This window comes from Cellulosimicrobium sp. I38E, from assembly GCF_001647255.1.
Taxonomy (GTDB): domain Bacteria; phylum Actinomycetota; class Actinomycetes; order Actinomycetales; family Cellulomonadaceae; genus Cellulosimicrobium; species Cellulosimicrobium cellulans_E.
Window position 1 is genome coordinate 70014 of sequence record NZ_LUAZ01000028.1, and the last position, 17471, is coordinate 87484.

The window sequence follows — 17471 nt, forward strand, 5'->3', positions numbered from 1 at the left end:
GCGCACCGCGGCGCAGGTCATCGGCCCGGACGGCCTAGAGTTGTCGGGCTGGTCGCACGGGAACGGAACGGAGCATCTGCATGAGCCTGCTTGGCACGATCACCTCGCCCGAGGACGTGCAACGGCTGACCCCGGGGCAGGCGCGCGAGCTCGCCGCGGAGATCCGGGCGTTCCTCGTCGACTCCGTCTCCCGCACGGGCGGCCACCTCGGCCCGAACCTGGGGGTCGTGGAGCTGACGATCGCGATGCACCGCGTGTTCTCGTCGCCCACGGACACCTTCGTGTTCGACACGGGCCACCAGTCCTACGTGCACAAGCTCCTCACGGGGCGCCAGGACTTCTCCGCGCTGCGCAAGCAGGGCGGGCTCTCCGGGTACCCGTCGCGCGCCGAGTCCGAGCACGACGTCGTCGAGAACTCGCACGCGTCCACCGCGCTCTCGTGGGGCGACGGCATCGCGAAGGCGAACGTCGTGCGCGGCCTCACCGACCGGCACGTCGTCGCGGTCATCGGCGACGGCGCCCTCACCGGCGGCATGGCCTGGGAGGCGCTCAACAACATCGCGGAGAGCCAGGACCGGCGGCTCGTGGTCGTCGTCAACGACAACGGGCGCTCGTACTCGCCCACGATCGGCGGGCTCGCGCACCACCTGTCGACGCTGCGCACGACGCACGGCTACGAGAGCTTCCTGCAGTGGGGCAAGCGCACGCTCAACCGGTCCGGCGCGCCCGGCCGGTTCGCGTACGAGTGGCTGCACGGCCTGAAGAAGGGCCTCAAGGACGTCGTCGCCCCGCAGGGCATGTTCGAGGACCTCGGCATCAAGTACGTCGGCCCCGTGGACGGCCACGACGTGGAGGCCATGGAGCACGCGCTGCGCCGCGCGAAGGCGTACGGCGCGCCCGTGATCGTGCACGCGCTCACCGAGAAGGGGCGTGGGTACACGCCCGCCGAGCAGGACGTCGCCGACCGCTTCCACGCCGTCGGGAAGATCCACCCGGAGACGGGACTGCCCGTCGCGCCCTCGCGCTTCGGCTGGACGAGCGTCTTCGCGGACGAGATCGTCCAGATCGGCCGCCGGAGGTCCGACGTCGTCGCGATCACCGCGGCGATGCTCGAGCCCGTGGGTCTCAAGCCGTTCGCGCAGGCGTTCCCGGAGCGCACGTTCGACGTCGGCATCGCCGAGCAGCACGCGGCCACGTCCGCGGCGGGCATGGCGTTCGCGGGGCTGCACCCCGTCGTCGCCGTGTACGCGACGTTCCTCAACCGCGCGTTCGACCAGGTCCTCATGGATGTGGCGCTGCACAAGGCCGGCGTGACGTTCGTGCTCGACCGCGCGGGCATCACGGGCGACGACGGCGCGAGCCACAACGGCATGTGGGACATGGCGATGCTGCGCATCGTGCCCGGCCTGCGGCTCGCCGCGCCGCGCGACGAGGAGACGCTGCGGACGGCCTTGCGCGAGGCCGTGGACGTCGACGACGCGCCGACGGTCGTGCGCTACCCCAAGGGGGCGCTCGGGGACCCGCTGCCCACCGTCGACACCGTGGACGGCGTCGACCTGCTCGCGGTCCCCGCGGGCGCGACGGGAGAGGCGACCTCGGAGGCGGCCCCGCGTGCCCGCGTCCTGCTCGTCGGCCCGGGCTCGATGGCGCGCGTCGCCCTGGAGGCGGCGGAGTCGCTCACGGCGCACGGGGTCGACGTCACCGTCGCGTCGCCGACGTGGGTCCTGCCCATGCCGAGCGCGCTCGTCAAGCTCGCGGGCGAGCACGACCTCGTCGTGAGCGTCGAGGACGGCGTCGCGGACGGCGGCGTGGGCGCGCTCCTCGCGCAGCGCTCGCTCGAGGCCGGCGTGCGCACGCCCGTGCACGCGCTCGGTCTGCCCGCGCGGTTCCTCGACCACGCGACCCGCGACCAGATCGCCTCGGCGTACCGGCTCACCGCGGCCGACGTCGCGCGCGACGTGCTGGACGCCCTCGCGGCCCTCGCGCGCGGCTGAGCACGGTCCGCGCCCGGCGCGCGGGACGGCCGCCGGAGCGCAGCGCTCCCGGCGCGGACACCGCGGCGACGGCCGGGCCGGGCGCGCTAGGGTCCGGGGCGTGATCTGGCTCCTCGACCTCGACAACACGCTCGTCGGGCGCGACGACGCGTTCGCCGCCTGGGCGGCCGACGCCGTCGCGCGCGCCGGGCGCGACGCCTCCGACCTCGCGGCGGTCGTCGCGGCCGACCAGGGCGGCCACGCGCCCAAGCGCGACGTGGCCCGCGTCGTCGTCGAGCGGCTCGGGCTGGGCGGCGAGGCGGACCTGGACGCCGTGGTGACCCGCTTCCGCCACGGCATCCTCGAGCACGTGCGCGCCTACGCCGGCGTGCTCGACGCCCTCGACGCGCTGCGCGACCGCGGCGACCGGGTCGTCGTCGTCACGAACGGCACGTCCGCGCAGCAGCGCGGCAAGATCGCCCGCTGCGCGATCGAGCCGCACGTCGACGCGATCGTCGTCTCCGACGAGGAGGGCGTCGCCAAGCCCGACCCGCGGCTGCTCGAGATCGGGCTCGACCGCGTCGGAGCGCGGGACGCCGACCGCGCCGGGGTGTGGATGGTCGGCGACGCCGCCCACCTCGACGTCGCGGCGGGTCGGGCGGCCGGCATGCGCACGGCATGGGTCTCGCACGGCCAGGCCTGGACGGGCGGCACCGCTCCCGACGTCGTGGCGACGACGACCCTCGAGGCGCTCGCGGCCTGCGCCGCGGTCACCGTCTGACGCGCGCCGGGCCGGGGCGCCGCGCAGCGCATCCGGCCGCCTCGCGGTCGATCAGGAGTGCGTGACCTTCACGGCCTCCTCGACGACGGCGCGCAGGTCCCCGCCGGACGCCGCGTGCCACGCACGCTGGCGCGCCGCGCCGTTGCCGCCGGACCAGAGCCGGCCGAGGAGCTCCGTCACCGCGTCGAGGTCGCCCGCGTCGACGAGCGCGTCGCGGACGTGCGCGACGAGCAGCCCGACGACGTCGTGCGCGGGAGCGGGGCGCCACGTGAGCGGGGAGACCAGGTCCTCCTCGAGGCCCGAACGCCCGGCGCGCCACGACGCGGTCCGCAGGATCTCGGGGCGGAGCTCCGGGGGCGCGACGCCGTCCGCGGCCTCGCGTGCCGCCGTCTCGACGAGGCCGCGGCTGAGTGCCGCGAGGAGCGTCGCCGTGTCGGGGTCGAGGCACACGTCGGCGACGCGGATCTCGACCGTCGGGTAGCGCGAGGACAGCCGCGCGTCGAAGTAGACCATGTTCTCGTCGAGGATCGTGCCGGTCGCGACGAGCCCGTCGACCGCCTCTCGGTACGCCTCAGGCGTCCCGAACGCCCGGGTCGGGCCCGAGGTGGGCCAGCGGGACCAGACCTGGGACCGGAAGCTCGCGTACCCGCTGTCCTGGCCCTGCCAGAACGGGGAGTTCGTGCTCAGCGCGAGGAGCGTGGAGAGCCACGGCCCGATGCGGTCGAGGACCGCGACGCCCTCGGTGTCGTCCGCGACGGCGACGTGCACGTGGCACCCGCTCGTGAGCTGCTCGCGCGCCGTGAGGCCGAACGCGGCGCGCGCCTCGAGGTAGCGCAGGCGCGAGACCGTCGTGCCCTCGAACGGCAGGGGAGAGGTCGAGAGCGCGGCGACCCGGGCGCCGACGCGGTCCGCGGCCTCCTGGGCACGCCGACGGCCGTCGCGGATCTCCGTCGCGAGGTCGTCGAGCTCGCGACGCGGATGAGTCGCCGTCTCGAGCTGCTCCTCCATGAACTCCGACTCGAGCGAGCCGGTCCCGCCGCCCTTGTCGTCGGTCCCCGACGCCTCCAGGGCCTCCGCGGCCCGGGCGACCGGGTGCCCGTCGTCGCCGACGAGCAGGAACTCTTCCTCGACCCCTACGGTGCGCTTCACCCGGGCAGTCTCACACGGAAGCCGCCGGCTCGTCGGGCGAGCGTGTGACGTGCGTCCGTGTCGTGCGTCACGACCGTTCCGAGCGGGCATCGACCGGAGGTCGAGAGGGCTTGTGAAGGTCATCACAAGGCGACCTCGACGGGCCGGCGCGGATCCTCGGGAGCCGCAGGATCCCGCGGATTCTCGCGGGTTCCCGCGGGTCCCGCCCGGCTCGGGACCTAGGTCCCCGGCCGGCCCGAAACCCCTCCGTGAGCAGCGTCCTGAACCTAGCCTGGAGGTGGCGAAGGAGCCCGTCGGAACCTCGACCGAGGGCCTCCACCCGAGGCCCCGCGAGACCGGCGGGTCCGGCCGGCGCGCGGACCCGCGCGTCAGGCACGAGGGAGGTCCAGATGACCAGCGTTTCCGAGGCACCCGGCACGACGAGCGGCGGCCGTGCGGTGGAGGGCAGCGTCGACCCGCAGCACGACACCGCGCACGTCCCCGCGTGGGAGGGCTTCACCGACGGCCCGTGGCGCGACACGGTCGACGTGCGTGACTTCATCCAGCGCAACTACCGCCCGTACACGGGCGACGCGTCGTTCCTCGCCGGGCCCACGGAGCGCACGACGGGGATCTGGGACACGCTGTCCGCGATGTTCCCCGAGGAGCGCGAGATGGGGATCTACGACGTCGACCCCCACACGCCCGCGGGGATCACGGCGCACGCGCCCGGCTACATCGACAAGGCGCACGAGGTCATCGTCGGCCTCCAGACCGACGCCCCGCTCAAGCGCGCGATCATGCCGAACGGCGGCTGGCGCATGGTCGAGGGCGCGCTCCAGACCTACGGCTACGAGGTCGACGAGACCCTGAAGAAGGTCTTCACCGAGTACCGCAAGACGCACAACCAGGGCGTGTTCGACGTCTACCCGCCGAACGTCCGCGCGGCCCGCAGCTCGCACATCATCACCGGCCTGCCCGACGCCTACGGCCGCGGCCGCATCATCGGCGACTACCGCCGCGTCGCGCTCTACGGGGTCGACGCGCTGATCGCCGCGAAGAAGCTCGACAAGCTCGGCCTCGACACGCAGCCGTTCAGCGAGCAGGTCGTGCGCGAGCGCGAGGAGCACGCCGAGCAGATCCGCGCGCTCGGCGAGCTCAAGGAGATGGCCGCCGAGTACGGCTACGACATCTCCGGCCCGGCGACCACCGCCCGCGAGGCCGTGCAGTGGCTCTACTTCGCCTACCTCGCCGCGGTGAAGGAGCAGAACGGCGCCGCGATGTCGCTCGGCCGCACGTCGACGTTCCTCGACGTGTTCCTCGACCGCGACCTCGAGGCCGGCCGCATCACGGAGTCCGAGGCGCAGGAGATCATCGACGACTTCGTCATCAAGCTCCGCATCGTGCGGTTCCTGCGCACCCCCGAGTACGACGCCCTGTTCTCCGGCGACCCGACGTGGGTCACCGAGACCATCGGCGGCATGGGCGAGGACGGGCGCCCGCTCGTCACGAAGAACTCGTTCCGCTTCCTCCAGACGCTCTACAACCTCGGCCCGGCCCCCGAGCCGAACATGACGGTCTTCTGGAGCCCGGAGCTGCCGCAGGGCTTCAAGGACTACTGCGCGCAGGTCTCGATCGACACCTCGGCCGTGCAGTACGAGTCGGACGAGCTCATCCGCCAGCACTGGGGCGACGACGCGGCGATCGCGTGCTGCGTGTCCCCGATGCGGGTCGGCAAGCAGATGCAGTTCTTCGGCGCTCGCGTGAACCTCGCCAAGACGCTGCTCTACGCGATCAACGGCGGGCGCGACGAGATCTCCGGCAAGCAGGTCTCGCCCGTGGCGGCGCCCGTCGAGGGCGACGTGCTCGACTTCGACGACGTCATGGCGAAGTTCGACGCGACGATGGACTGGCTGGCCGAGACGTACGTCGAGGCGCTCAACTGCATCCACTGGTCGCACGACAAGTACGCGTACGAGCGCATCGAGATGGCGCTGCACGACAAGGACGTGCTGCGGACCATGGCGTGCGGCATCGCGGGCCTGTCCGTCGCGGCGGACTCGCTGTCGGCGATCAAGCACGCGAAGGTCTCCGTCGTCCGCGACGAGCGCGGCCTCGTCGTCGACTACGTGACCGAGGGTGAGTACCCCACGTACGGCAACGACGACGACCGGGCCGACGCGATCGCTGTCGACCTCGTCGAGCGGTTCATGGCGAAGGTCCGCACGCACCCGACCTACCGCGACGCGGTGCCGACGCAGTCGGTCCTGACGATCACCTCGAACGTCGTGTACGGCAAGGCGACGGGCAACACGCCCGACGGCCGCCGCGCCGGCGAGCCGTTCGCCCCGGGCGCCAACCCGATGAACGGGCGCGACACGCACGGCATGCTCGCCTCGGCGCTGTCGGTGGCCAAGCTGCCGTACGACGAGGCGCAGGACGGCATCTCGCTGACCAACACGGTCGTGCCGAGCGGCCTCGGGCGCACCAAGGAGGAGCAGGTCACCAATCTCGCCGGCCTCCTGGACGCCTACATCGGGTCCGAGGGTTACCACATGAACGTCAACGTGCTGAACCGCGAGACGCTCCTGGACGCCATGGACCACCCGGAGAACTACCCGCAGCTGACGATCCGCGTGTCCGGGTACGCGGTGAACTTCGTCCGCCTCACGCGCGAGCAGCAGCTGGACGTGCTCTCGCGCACCTTCCACGGCGCGCTCTGACGAGCGCTGAGGAGCCGACCATGACCGTCACCCTCCCCGGCCCCACCGCCCGCCGACCCGGCGCGGCGCGCGGGTGCGGCGTCGCCGGGGGCACCCTGCCCGACGACGCCACGCGCCTCGACGTCCCGGGTGCGCCGACGACGACGGGCGAGCCCGCGGCGTCGGGCACCCCGGTGGGCCACGCCCGCCGTGCGGGCGCGGGCCTGGACGGGCTGACGGTCGCGGACGTGGACCGGGCCGACAAGCTCGCGGCGATGCGCGCGGGCGAGCTCGGCTCGGTCCACTCCTGGGAGCTCGTCACCGCCGTGGACGGGCCGGGGACCCGGCTCACGGTGTTCCTCAACGGGTGCCCCCTGCGGTGCCTGTACTGCCACAACCCCGACACGTTCGCGATGAAGGACGGTCGGCCCGTCACGGCGGACGAGCTCCTGGGGCGCGTCAAGCGCTACCTGCCCGTGTTCCGGGCCACGCACGGGGGGCTCACGCTCTCCGGCGGCGAAGTGCTCATGCAGCCCGCGTTCGCCGCCCGCGTGCTGCGCGGCGCCAAGGCGATGGACGTGCACACCGCGCTCGACACGTCGGGCTTCCTCGGCGCGAACGCGACCGACGCGATGCTCGACGACACGGACCTCGTGCTGCTCGACGTCAAGTCCGGCGACCCCGACACCTACAGGAAGGTCACGAGTCGCGACCTCGAGCCGACGCTGCGGTTCGGGAGGCGGATCGCCGAGCGCGGCCTCACCGGCCACGCGCCCGAGGTGTGGGTGCGCTTCGTCCTCGTCCCGGGCCTCACCGACGACGTGGACAACGTGGAGAAGGTCGCGGAGTACGCGGCCTCGCTCAACGCGATCCGCCCCGGCACGGTGACGCGCGTCGAGGTGCTGCCCTTCCACCAGATGGGCCGCGACAAGTGGGACGCGCTCGGGCGCACCTACGAGCTCGACGACACGCCCGCGCCGTCCGCCGAGCTCACCGAGCGCGTGCGCGACCAGTTCCGCGCCCACGGCCTGACGACGTACTGACCCGACCCGCCGACGAGCGCCCGCTCGCCGAGACGGGAGAAGTTACCCCGGACCGCCGTGCTCCAGGGGCCACTTCTCCCGTCTCGGCGGGTGCGCGCTCCCCGGGGCGGGGTCGGGTCGTAGGGTGCGCGGGTGCCTGCAGCGACCGTCGACGCCCACGACCCCCGATGGACCGACGCCGGGAGGCGGTGGACGGAGCGCGTCGCCGGCGCGTTCGCCGACCTCGCGAACCCCGACGGCACGGGTCCGGTCGTCGTCGAGCACATCGGGTCGACGGCCGTCCCCGGGCTCGCGGCGAAGCCGATCATCGACCTCCAGGTGCGCGTCGCGCCGCTGCCCTCCGAGGCGGAGGTCGACGCCGCGCTCGGGCCGCTCGGGTTCTCGATCGAGCGCGGGGCGCGCCCCGACTCGCCCGGCGTGTACCGGGACGTCCCGCGCCCGGGCGCCGACCCCGCCCCCGAGCTCTACGCCAAGCGCCTGCTCACCCGCCCCGGTGACGACGACGAGCCGCCCGTGATCCTCCACGTCCGGCGTCTCGACTCCCCGTTCGCGGCGTACGTCGTCGCGTTCCGCGACTGGCTGCGCGCCGTCCCCGCCGAGGCCGCGGCGTACGAGGCGACGAAGCGCGACCTCGCCGCGCGCCACGCGGACGCCGACGACTACGACGACTACACGCGCGACAAGACGGCGTTCCTCGACGCGGCGCAGTCCCGGATGGAGCGCTGGCTCGCCGAGCGCGCGAACGCTCCTGCCTGATCCCTGCACGGTGCCGCCCGAGCTCTGATACCGTGGTGGTACCAAACGAGAGGAGCTCACGTGGCTATGACCTTGCGGCTCGACGACGACGCGCAGGCGGCGCTGGAGCGTATCGCCCGCCGCGAGGGCGTCTCCGCGAACACAGCCGTCGCACGCGCCGTCGTGGAGTACGACGCGAAGCGGCGCGAGATGCGTGACCGGCTGCTCGCCGACATCGTGGCGGAGGACCAGGAGCTGCTCGACCGGCTCGCGCAGTAGCCGTGGTCGTGTACCTCGACGAGGACGACCTCGTCGCCGCCGCCACGGCGTTCCTCGGGCACCCGCCCGCCGTCCGCGACTTCGGGCTCCTGTCGTCCGCACTGGCGCGTCCGGCCGCGTCGATGTACGGCGTCGAGGCCTACCCCGCCCTCGACGAGAAGGCAGCGGCGCTGCTTCTCTCCGTCACGAAGAACCACGCGCTGATCGACGGGAACAAGCGACTGGGCTGGGTCGCAGTCAGACTCTTCTACGCGCTCAACGGGGTGCGGCTCGTCATGCCGCAGGACACCGCGTACGCCCTCGTCGTCGGTGTCGCAGCCGGCGAGATCGACGACGTCGAGACCGTGGCGCGGAGGCTCGCGGAGCACGTCGTGCGCCGCGAGTCGTGACCGCCGCGAGCGGCGCGCTGCCCGACGTCGCCACCGCTCGGGCGGTCGTCGCGGACGCGGATGCCCTCGCCGCGCTGCTCGCGACCCTCTCCGCCGCGCCCCGGACGGCTCGTGAGCAGGTGCGCGCCGCGTTCGGCGACAGCCGCGAGGAGAAGGTCCTGGCGCGCCTCGACGCCGTCGACGTCGCGTCGCTGCGCGACGTCACGCGCGAGCGCCTGCGGCTCGGGGCGCTCGCAGACGCGGGCGTGCGGACGGTCGGCGAGGTCGCGCGGCTCGGGCGCGACGGGCTGGAGAAGCTCCCCGAGATCGGCCCGCAGACGGCGACGCACCTGCTCGCCGCCGCCGAGCAGGTGGCGCGCGCCGTGCGCGAGAGCCTGCGCTTCCGGATCGACCTCACGCCGACGGACCCGGTCGCGACCGCGCTCGTCCAGGCGCTGCACACGCTCGACCAGGCCGACGCCGCCGTCGCGCGGTACGGCGATCAGGTGCGGGCCGCGCTCGCGGAGCACGAGCGCGTGCGCGCCGACGCGCTCGTCGCCGCGAGCAGGCCGCGCCGGCTGGTCGCGTGGGGCGAGCGGCGCCGCCGGGCGTTCGCGGCGGTCTCGACGCTCGCCGGGCTCGTGGAGCAGGCCCGGGCGACGGGGCTGGACGAGGACGCCCGGCGCGTCACCGCGCTGCTCACCGAGCCCGCGCGCCCGTACGACGTGTGGACGGACTTCCGGCGCCGGTCCGCGGCGTACTACGCGCTGCTCGACGGCGTCGCCCCCACCGGGCGCGACGTCGCCGCCGCGGCGGGCCACCTGCCCGCCGAGCTGGTCGACCGCGTCCAGACGCAGGCGCTCGACGAGTCGCTGCTGCGGGTCTCGCTGCGCGGCTACCAGGCGTTCGGGGCACGCTTCGCGCTCGCGCAGCGGCGCGTCGTCCTCGGCGACGAGATGGGCCTCGGCAAGACCGTGCAGGCGATCGCCGTCGTCGCGCACCTCCTCGCGCGCGGCGCGACGCACGCGCTCGTCGTGTGCCCGGCGAGCGTCCTGGAGAACTGGGTGCGTGAGCTGCGCGCGCACGCGGACCTCTCGGTGCACGCCGTCCACGGCGAGGACCGCGACGAGGCCGCCGAGGCGTGGCGCGCGACGGGCGGCGTCGCCGTCGTGACGTTCGCGGGCCTGCGGCGCGCGGGGACCGAGGCGTTCGCCGCGGCGGCGCCGGCGGTGCTCGTCGTGGACGAGGCGCACTTCGTGAAGAACCCGCTCGCGAAGCGGTCCGTGGCCGTCGCGGCCCTCGCGCGGGCGACCGAGCACGTGCTGCTGCTCACGGGCACGCCCATGGAGAACCGGGTCGAGGAGTTCCGCACCCTGCTGGGCTACCTCCAGCCCGAGCTCGCGGCACGCCTCGACGCCGCGCACGGGGCCGCCGGCCCCGACGCGTTCCGGCACGCCGTCGCGCCCGCCTACCTGCGCCGCAACGCCGAGGACGTGCTCGAGGAGCTGCCCGAGCTCGTGCAGGTCGACGAGTGGGAGCGGCTCGGGGCGGTCGACGGCGCGGCGTACCGCGAGGCGGTTGCGGCCGGGTCATTCATGGCGATGCGGCGCGCGGCGTTCGCGGTCGACCACCCGGAGGACTCGGCCAAGCTGCGCCGGCTCGTGGAGCTCGCGCGCGAGGCGGCCGAGAACCGACGCAAGGTCGTGGTGTTCTCGTACTTCCGGGACGTCGTGGATGCGGTCGTGCGCGCGCTCGGCGACCTCGCGCTCCCACCCCTCACCGGCTCGGTGCCCGCACGCGCCCGCCAGACCGTCGTCGACGACTTCACCGCTTCCGAGGCCCCGCGCGTGCTCGTCAGCCAGATCGACGTCGGGGGAGTGGGCCTCAATCTCCAGGCCGCCTCCGTGGTCATCCTGTGCGAGCCCCAGACCAAGCCCACGACCGAGGCGCAGGCGGTCGCCCGCGCCCACCGCATGGGTCAGGTCGAGACCGTCCAGGTGCACCGCCTGCTCACTGCCGACAGCGTCGACGAGCACCTCGTGCGCCTCCTCGGCACCAAGGCGCGGCTGTTCGACGCGTACGCGCGCCGCAGCGCGCTCGCCGAGGAGGTCGCGGGCGCGGTCGACGTGTCCGAGGCGTCGCTCGCGCGCGCGGTCGTCGACGCCGAGCGCGCCCGGTTGTTCGTCGATCCGGCGGTCACGTCCGTCGAGGATGCGCCCGTCGTCGACGCCGTCGTGGAGGACGAACCGGTCGAGCGATGACGCGGCGCCGTGCACCCGGTCGGCGCGCCCGCTGGCGTGGCGCGGCATAGCGTGGCGTCATGACCGCTCCGGACGCCCTGCCCCCGCTCACCCCGTTGCCCGAGGACTGGTCCACGGCGCTCGCCGTCGTCGCCCACCCCGACGACATGGAGTTCGGCGCCGCCGCGGCGGTCGCGCGGTGGACGGGGCAGGGCAAGCGGGTCGTGTACTGCATGGTGACGAGCGGCGAGGCCGGCATCGACGGCATGGACCCCGACGAGGCGCGACGCGTGCGCGAGGCGGAGGAGATCGAGTCCGGGCGGATCGTCGGCGTCGAGGAGGTCGAGTTCCTCGGGCTGCCGGACGGCGTGCTCGAGTACGGGCTGCCGCTGCGGCGGGCGATCGCGGGGGCGGTCCGGCGTCACCGGCCCGACGTCGTGATCACCGGGAACTACCGCGAGACGTTCCCGGGCGGGATGCTCAACCAGGCGGACCACGTCGCGACGGGGCGGGCCGTCGTCGACGCCGTGCGCGACGCGGGGAACCGGTGGGTGTTCCGCGAGCAGGTCGAGACGGACGGGGTCGAGCCCTGGGGTGGCGTGCGCCAGGTGTGGGTCGCCGCGTCGCCCGACGCTCGGCACGGCGTGGACGTCAGCGCGACGTTCGACGCGGGCGTCGCGTCCCTGCGCGCGCACGCCGCCTATCTCGACGGCCTCGGCTGGGCGGACTTCGACCCGGCCGCGTTCCTCGCCTCCATGAGCGCGCCCACGGGCGAACGCATGGGTGTCACGCACGCGGTCGCGTTCGAGGTCCTGCGCATGGGCTGGGAGGACTGACTCAGGCGGGGCCGGGCTGGTCCTCGATCTCGACGGCCTTCAGCTCGGGGGTGAACCCGAACAGCGCGCCGTCGCGCGAGCCGACCCACCACGTCCCGCACATCGCGGTCGCGGACTGCTCGGTGCCCTCGTCCCACCACGACGCCTCGAGCGTCGCCGTCGTGCGGTAGTCGGCGGCGGTCAGCTCGCCACGCTCGGGCCGAGGCTCCAGGGGGCGCCGCGCCGAGACGGGAGTGCAGCTCGCGGGCAGCGCGCCGAGGTCGGCCGTCATCGTGAGGATCCGCTCGTCGCCCGTCGTACGGACCACCTCGCGCACGTCGGTGGCGGAGTCGGGGACCCAGTCGGGGAGCACGGCGTCGGCCTTGCCCACCTTCCCGGTCGCGAACTCGTAGGTCTTGGTGTGGCCCGCACGGTTCTCGGCGACCGCCTCACCGATGCTGCCGCACGCGGACAGGAGGAGCGCGGCACCGGCAGCGAGCGTGAGGGCGCCGAGCATCCGGCGCTCGGTCGTGCCGCGCGGGGTCGTGGTCAGGGGGAGGCCGGTGGCGGGCTGGGCGGGGGTGCGGTTCGTCATGCCCACGACGCTACGGAGCGCGCGAGCGCGACGGATCGGGCCGCGAGCGGAACCTCCGCGTGGTCGTCGTACGACCACGGGAGGGCGCTCGCGGCCCGAGATCCGACCGCGGTCGGTCAGACGCGCGACGCCGCCGGGACGTTCGCGACGCCGTCGGGCAGGAGTCGGCGGCCCAGGACCTTCTCGCTGTAGCCCGTGCGGTCGAGGTACGGCGTGATGCCGCCGAGGTGGAAGCCCCACCCTGCGCCGAGGATCATGCACAGGTCGATCTGCGACGGGCTCGCCACCACGCCCTCGTCGAGCATGCGCCCGATCTCCTGCGTGAGCGCGGTGAGCACCGAGTCGAGGACGCCGGCCTCGTCCAGCGCTCCTGGGCCGCCCGCCTTACCCGTGCCGAACACGGCCTGGATCGCCGGGTCGACGGGCTTGGGCAGGCCCTTCGGCGCGTCGAGGACGACGGGGATCTGCTCGTCGACGATGCGCTGGAGACCGGGGGACTCGGGGAACCGCTCGCCCAGGTCCTCGCGCAGCGACGTGAGGACGTGCAGGCCGACGGCCGGGCCCACGAGGTCGAACAGCGCGAACGGCGGCATCGGCAGGCCGAGCGGCGCGACCGCCCGGTCCGCGACCTCGACCGACGTGCCGTTCTCGACCGCCTCGACGATCTTGCCCATGAGCAGGATGAGGAGGCGGTTGACGACGAACCCGGGGCGGTCGGCGACGAGGACGGCCGTCTTGCGGAGCTTCTTCGTCATGGCGAACGCCGTGGCGAGGGCGGCGTCGTCGGTCTTCGCCGCCTGGATGATCTCGACGAGCGGCATCTGGGCGACCGGGTTGAAGAAGTGCATCCCGACGACGCGCTCGGGGTGCTGGAGGTCGGCCGCCATCTCCGTGATCGAGAGCGCGGACGTGTTGGTCAGCAGCACGGCCTCGGGCGAGAGGACGCCCTCGAGCTCGGCGAAGACCTTCTTCTTGAGCCCCAGGATCTCCGTGACCGCCTCGATGACGACGTCGCAGCCCGCGAAGTCGCCGAGCTCGGTCGTGCCGTGCACCGAGCCGACGATGCGCGCGCCGGTGTCCGCGGACATGCGGCCCGAGCCGACGAGCTTCTCGACCGTCGCGCGCACGTAGCCGAGGCCCTTGTCGACGCGCTCCTGGTCGAGGTCGCGCATGACGACCGGCACCTGGAGGCGCTGGGCGAACAGCAGCGCGATCTGCGCGGCCATGAGCCCGGCGCCGACGATCCCCACGCGGGTGACGGGGCGGGCGAGCTTCGCGTCGGGCGCGCCCTGGGGCCGCTTGCCCTTCGAGACGAGCTGGAACGCGTAGACGCTCGCGCGCATCTCGTCGCTCATGATGAGGTCCGCGAGGGCCTCGTCCTCGGCGGCGAACGCCTCCTCGCGCGACGCGGTGCGCGCGGCCGCGACGAGGTCGAGCGCGCGGTACGGCGCGGGGCGCGAGCCGGCGACGACCGCGTCGAGGCGCTGGCGCGTGCCCGCGACGACGGCGTCCCACACGGGCTGCGGGTCGAGCTCGCGCCGCTCGACGACGATCTCGCCGCGCAGCACGGCCTCGGCCCAGCGCAGCGAGGACTCGAGGAAGTCGGGCGCCTCGAAGAGCGCGTCGACGAGCCCGATCTCGTACGCCTCCTTGGCCTTGAACGGCTTGTTCGCGGCCGGGCGGGCGAGGATGACGTCCATCGCCTTCTCGACCCCCAGCAGGCGCGGCACGAGGTAGGCGCCGCCCCAGCCGGGGACCAGGCCCAGGCCGACCTCGGGCAGCGCGAGCGCACCGGCGTCGGACGCGACGGTCCGGTACGTGCAGTTCAGCGCGACCTCCAGGCCGCCGCCGAGCGCGACGCCGTTGACGAACGCGAACGTCGGCACGCCCATGTCCTGGAGCAGCGAGTACGCGGCGTGACCGGCCCGCCCGAGGGCGAGCGCGTCGTCGCGCACCTGGACGGCCGCGGCCTGCGTGAGGTCCGCGCCCGCGGCGAGGAAGTACGGCTTGCCGGTGATCGCGACGGCGACGATCTCGCCGTCCGCGGCCCGGCGCTGGAGCGTCTCGAGGGCGGCGTGCAGCTCCGCGAGGCCCTCGGGGCCGAGCGTCGTCGGCTTGGTGTGGTCGAGCCCGTTGTCGAGCGTGAGCAGGGCGAGCGTGCCCGTGCCGCCGGGGAGCGCGACGTCGCGCACGAGCGAGTGCGTGACGCGCTCGCCGCGGGGGGCGTCCTGCGTCGCGTCCTGCGAGGCCGCGGGGGTCTGGGTGTCGGTGGGTGCGCTCATCGTCAGTTCTCCGCGGTCTCGAAGGTGTGGCCGGAGTAGTCGGCGTGGTGCGGGTTCTCCCAGATCACGGTTCCGCCCATGCCGAGCCCGACGCACATGGTCGTCAGGCCGTAGCGCACCTCGGGGTGCTGCTCGAACTGGCGCGCGAGCTGCGTCATGAGGCGCACGCCCGACGACGCGAGCGGGTGGCCCATGGCGATGGCGCCGCCGTACTGGTTGACGCGCTCGTCGTCGTCCGCGATGCCGAAGTGGTCGAGGAACGCGAGCACCTGGACCGCGAACGCCTCGTTGATCTCGAACAGGCCGATGTCGTCGATCGTCAGGCCCGCGGACGCGAGCGCGCGCTCGGTCGCGGGGACCGGCCCGATGCCCATGACCTCGGGGTCGACGCCCGCGTACGCGTAGGCGACGAGGCGCATGCGCGCCGGCAGGCCGAGCTCCTCGGCGACGTCGCCCGCGGCGAGCAGGCACGCCGTCGCGCCGTCGGTCAGCGGCGAGGCGTTGCCCGCGGTGACCTTCCCGCCGGGGCGGAACGGGGTCTTGAGGTCGCGGATCGAGTCGACCGTGGTGCCGGGGCGGGGCAGCTCGTCGGCCGTGGCCAGGCCCCACCCGAGCTCGGTCGACCGGGTCGCGACCGGCACGAGGTCGGGGGAGATGTCCCCGTTCGCGAGGGCCTTCGCGTACTTGGCCTGGCTCGCGACGGCGTACGCGTCGGCGCGCTCCTTGGTGAGGTGCGGGTACCGGTCGTGCAGGTTCTCGGCCGTCGCGCCCATGACGAGCGCGGAGGAGTCGACGAGGCGCTCGGCGACGAACCGCGGGTTCGGGTCCGACCCCTCGCCCATGGGGTGGTGGCCCATGTGCTCGACGCCGCCCGCGACGACGACGTCCTGCGCGCCCACGGCGACGTTCGCCGCGGTGGTCGTGACCGCCGTCATCGCGCCCGCGCACATGCGGTCGATCGCGAAGCCGGGCACCGACTTGGGGAGCCCGGCGAGGACGGCGACGCTGCGGCCGAGGGTGAGGCCCTGGTCTCCGGTCTGCGTGGTCGCGGCGAGCGCGAGCTCGTCGATGCGCTCGGCGGGCAGCTCGGGGCGGCGGCGCAGCAGCTCGCGGATCGTCTTCACGGCGAGGTCGTCCGCGCGGGTCTCCGCGTAGATCCCGTCGGGGCGCGCCTTGCCGAACGGGCTGCGCACGCCCTCGACGAAGACGACGTCGCGCACGGGGCGGCGGCGCGCGGCCTGGGTGGGTGCCGAGGTGGGAGAGGGGGCCTCGTTGGCCACGGTCATGGCATCTCCATCCGATGCAGATGGTCGGGACGGCGGTGTCCGGGAGCGGCACCGCTCGGGGGTCGTACGTGCGATACACGCTACCGCGAGTATCGGTAAAGCACGAGACCGATGCTACGACATGAAGAGACCCGGTATCGCATCCTGCGATACCGGGTCTCTCGGAGTGGTGGTGGAAAGCGGCGAGCTCCGGTCAGCGGCTCCCGCGGAGCTTGCGCACGACCTTCTTCGCGGTCGGCAGGCCCTTGTTCCACGCGGAGTACCACATCGAGAACGGCACGTCGACGCTGTGCACGAGCTCGTCGTCGTGCTGGGCGAAGCTGCGCTTGAACTCGCTGATCCCGTCGTTGAGCAGCCCGTTCATGTCGTACCGGACCAGCCCCGCCTGCTGCGCGAGCGTGATCGCGTGCCACTTCACCGGCGCGTTCGCGCGCAGCTTGCGCCCCGCGTCGTTGATGCCGCCGTAGAGCTCGAACGACGTCGTCGCCGACGACACGCACCACACGAACGACACCGGCGCGCCCTCGGAGAACGCGGCGACGAGCACCGAGTGCTCGCCGAGCTCGCGGTGGATCGCGAGGTAGTACTCGTCGTCGTGCAGCGCGAAGCCCGCGCGCTCGGCGGTCTCGTGGTAGACGTCGAGCACCTGGCGCACGTCGGCCTCGTCCGTCACGCGGCGCACCTCGAGCCCGGTGCGCGCCGCCTTGCGGATGTCGTACCGCGTCGACTTGCCCATGGCCTTCGTCAGCTCGTCCTCGGACTTCGTGAGGTCGAGGATCAGCGTCACCGGGTAGAGGATCGGGTTCGCCGCGGGGCGGGCGTCGGGCAGCGCGAGGTGCGTCCCGACCGGCCAGTCGGGCTCGATCGTGACGCCCACGCCGCCCACCGTCGTCTTGCACCACGCGACGACCGCACGGGTCACGGCGTCGCGCGTCGCGTCGTCGCCCACGCCCGGGCCGGCGCCCCAGCCGTCTCCCGCCGGCGCGATCACGGGCCCGCGGGGCACGTGGCACAGCGCCTTGAACTGCGCCGGGAGCGAGCGCACGAGCACCTGGGCCAGGCCGCGGACGCGGCCGTCGGCGTCCACCGCCTCCACGCGGTGCGGGGTCCACGCTCCCGTGGCCTTGACCTCGCCCCAGCCCCAGAGCTGGAGGGGGTGGCCGCCGAGCTCGTTCACCCGGGCGTCCCAGGAGGCGCGGTCGGTGACTGTCCGGATCGTCAGGTTCGCGTCGTGCACGCGGACG

At 73.8% G+C, this 17471-nt stretch carries 14 protein-coding genes; 9 read left to right on the plus strand and 5 right to left on the minus strand.

All coding sequences use genetic code 11. The features are described 5' to 3' along the window. Nucleotides 1–80 precede the first annotated feature (80 nt). Together dxs and A0J59_RS10225 are read left to right on the plus strand one after the other, a co-directional pair. On the plus strand, nucleotides 81–1994 hold the full coding sequence (gene dxs / locus A0J59_RS10220) for a 1-deoxy-D-xylulose-5-phosphate synthase (protein ID WP_047234808.1): 1914 nt from the start codon (nucleotides 81–83) through the stop codon (nucleotides 1992–1994). A 100-nt stretch (nucleotides 1995–2094) separates the two neighbouring features. Further along, nucleotides 2095–2754 (plus strand): HAD family hydrolase, encoded by a 660-nt coding sequence (locus tag A0J59_RS10225; protein ID WP_064316031.1) that lies wholly within the window; start codon nucleotides 2095–2097, stop codon nucleotides 2752–2754. Between the two features lie 51 nt (nucleotides 2755–2805). Here the strand turns inward: A0J59_RS10225 and A0J59_RS10230 are convergent, their stop codons facing one another. Next, complete coding sequence (locus A0J59_RS10230; RefSeq protein ID WP_047234805.1) at nucleotides 2806–3903, minus strand: glutamate--cysteine ligase; 1098 nt, start codon at nucleotides 3901–3903, stop codon at nucleotides 2806–2808. A 389-nt stretch (nucleotides 3904–4292) separates the two neighbouring features. Here A0J59_RS10230 and pflB point away from each other — a divergent pair, with 389 nt between their 5' ends. From pflB to A0J59_RS10265, 7 genes are all read left to right on the plus strand, one after another. After that, on the plus strand, nucleotides 4293–6605 hold the full coding sequence (gene pflB / locus A0J59_RS10235; protein WP_082918908.1) for a formate C-acetyltransferase: 2313 nt from the start codon (nucleotides 4293–4295) through the stop codon (nucleotides 6603–6605). A gap of 20 nt (nucleotides 6606–6625) precedes the next feature. Then, nucleotides 6626–7627, plus strand: a complete 1002-nt coding sequence (gene pflA, locus A0J59_RS10240; RefSeq protein WP_082379922.1) for a pyruvate formate-lyase-activating protein — start codon at nucleotides 6626–6628, stop codon at nucleotides 7625–7627. Nucleotides 7628–7759: 132 nt separating this feature from the next. After that, a complete protein-coding gene (locus tag A0J59_RS10245) occupies nucleotides 7760–8383 on the plus strand; it encodes a GrpB family protein (protein WP_082918909.1) in 624 nt (207 codons plus the stop codon). Between the two features lie 60 nt (nucleotides 8384–8443). Next, nucleotides 8444–8641, plus strand: a complete 198-nt coding sequence (locus A0J59_RS10250) for a CopG family transcriptional regulator (protein WP_108047630.1) — start codon at nucleotides 8444–8446, stop codon at nucleotides 8639–8641. Between the two features lie 2 nt (nucleotides 8642–8643). After that, a complete protein-coding gene (locus A0J59_RS10255; RefSeq protein WP_061268196.1) occupies nucleotides 8644–9030 on the plus strand; it encodes a type II toxin-antitoxin system death-on-curing family toxin in 387 nt (128 codons plus the stop codon). Further along, nucleotides 9027–11270, plus strand: a complete 2244-nt coding sequence (locus tag A0J59_RS10260; RefSeq protein WP_064316033.1) for a DEAD/DEAH box helicase — start codon at nucleotides 9027–9029, stop codon at nucleotides 11268–11270. Before A0J59_RS10255 ends, A0J59_RS10260 begins: the two co-directional genes overlap by 4 nt. A 59-nt stretch (nucleotides 11271–11329) precedes the next feature. After that, nucleotides 11330–12085, plus strand: coding sequence for a PIG-L deacetylase family protein (locus A0J59_RS10265; RefSeq protein WP_047233835.1), 756 nt, complete (start codon nucleotides 11330–11332; stop codon nucleotides 12083–12085). Between the two features lies 1 nt (nucleotide 12086). Here the strand turns inward: A0J59_RS10265 and A0J59_RS10270 are convergent, their stop codons facing one another. The 4 genes from A0J59_RS10270 to A0J59_RS10285 form a co-directional block, all read right to left on the minus strand. Next, nucleotides 12087–12659 carry a hypothetical protein gene (locus tag A0J59_RS10270; RefSeq protein WP_064316034.1) on the minus strand — a complete coding sequence of 191 codons (573 nt, stop codon included), beginning with the start codon at nucleotides 12657–12659 and terminating at the stop codon, nucleotides 12087–12089. Nucleotides 12660–12775: 116 nt separating this feature from the next. Continuing rightward, nucleotides 12776–14941 (minus strand): 3-hydroxyacyl-CoA dehydrogenase NAD-binding domain-containing protein, encoded by a 2166-nt coding sequence (locus A0J59_RS10275; RefSeq protein ID WP_064316035.1) that lies wholly within the window; start codon nucleotides 14939–14941, stop codon nucleotides 12776–12778. Between the two features lie 2 nt (nucleotides 14942–14943). After that, a complete protein-coding gene (locus A0J59_RS10280; protein ID WP_047233837.1) occupies nucleotides 14944–16227 on the minus strand; it encodes a thiolase family protein in 1284 nt (427 codons plus the stop codon). A 193-nt stretch (nucleotides 16228–16420) separates the two neighbouring features. Then, a complete protein-coding gene (locus A0J59_RS10285) occupies nucleotides 16421–17464 on the minus strand; it encodes a peptidoglycan bridge formation glycyltransferase FemA/FemB family protein (RefSeq protein ID WP_231581886.1) in 1044 nt (347 codons plus the stop codon). Between the last annotated feature and the right edge of the window lie 7 nt (nucleotides 17465–17471).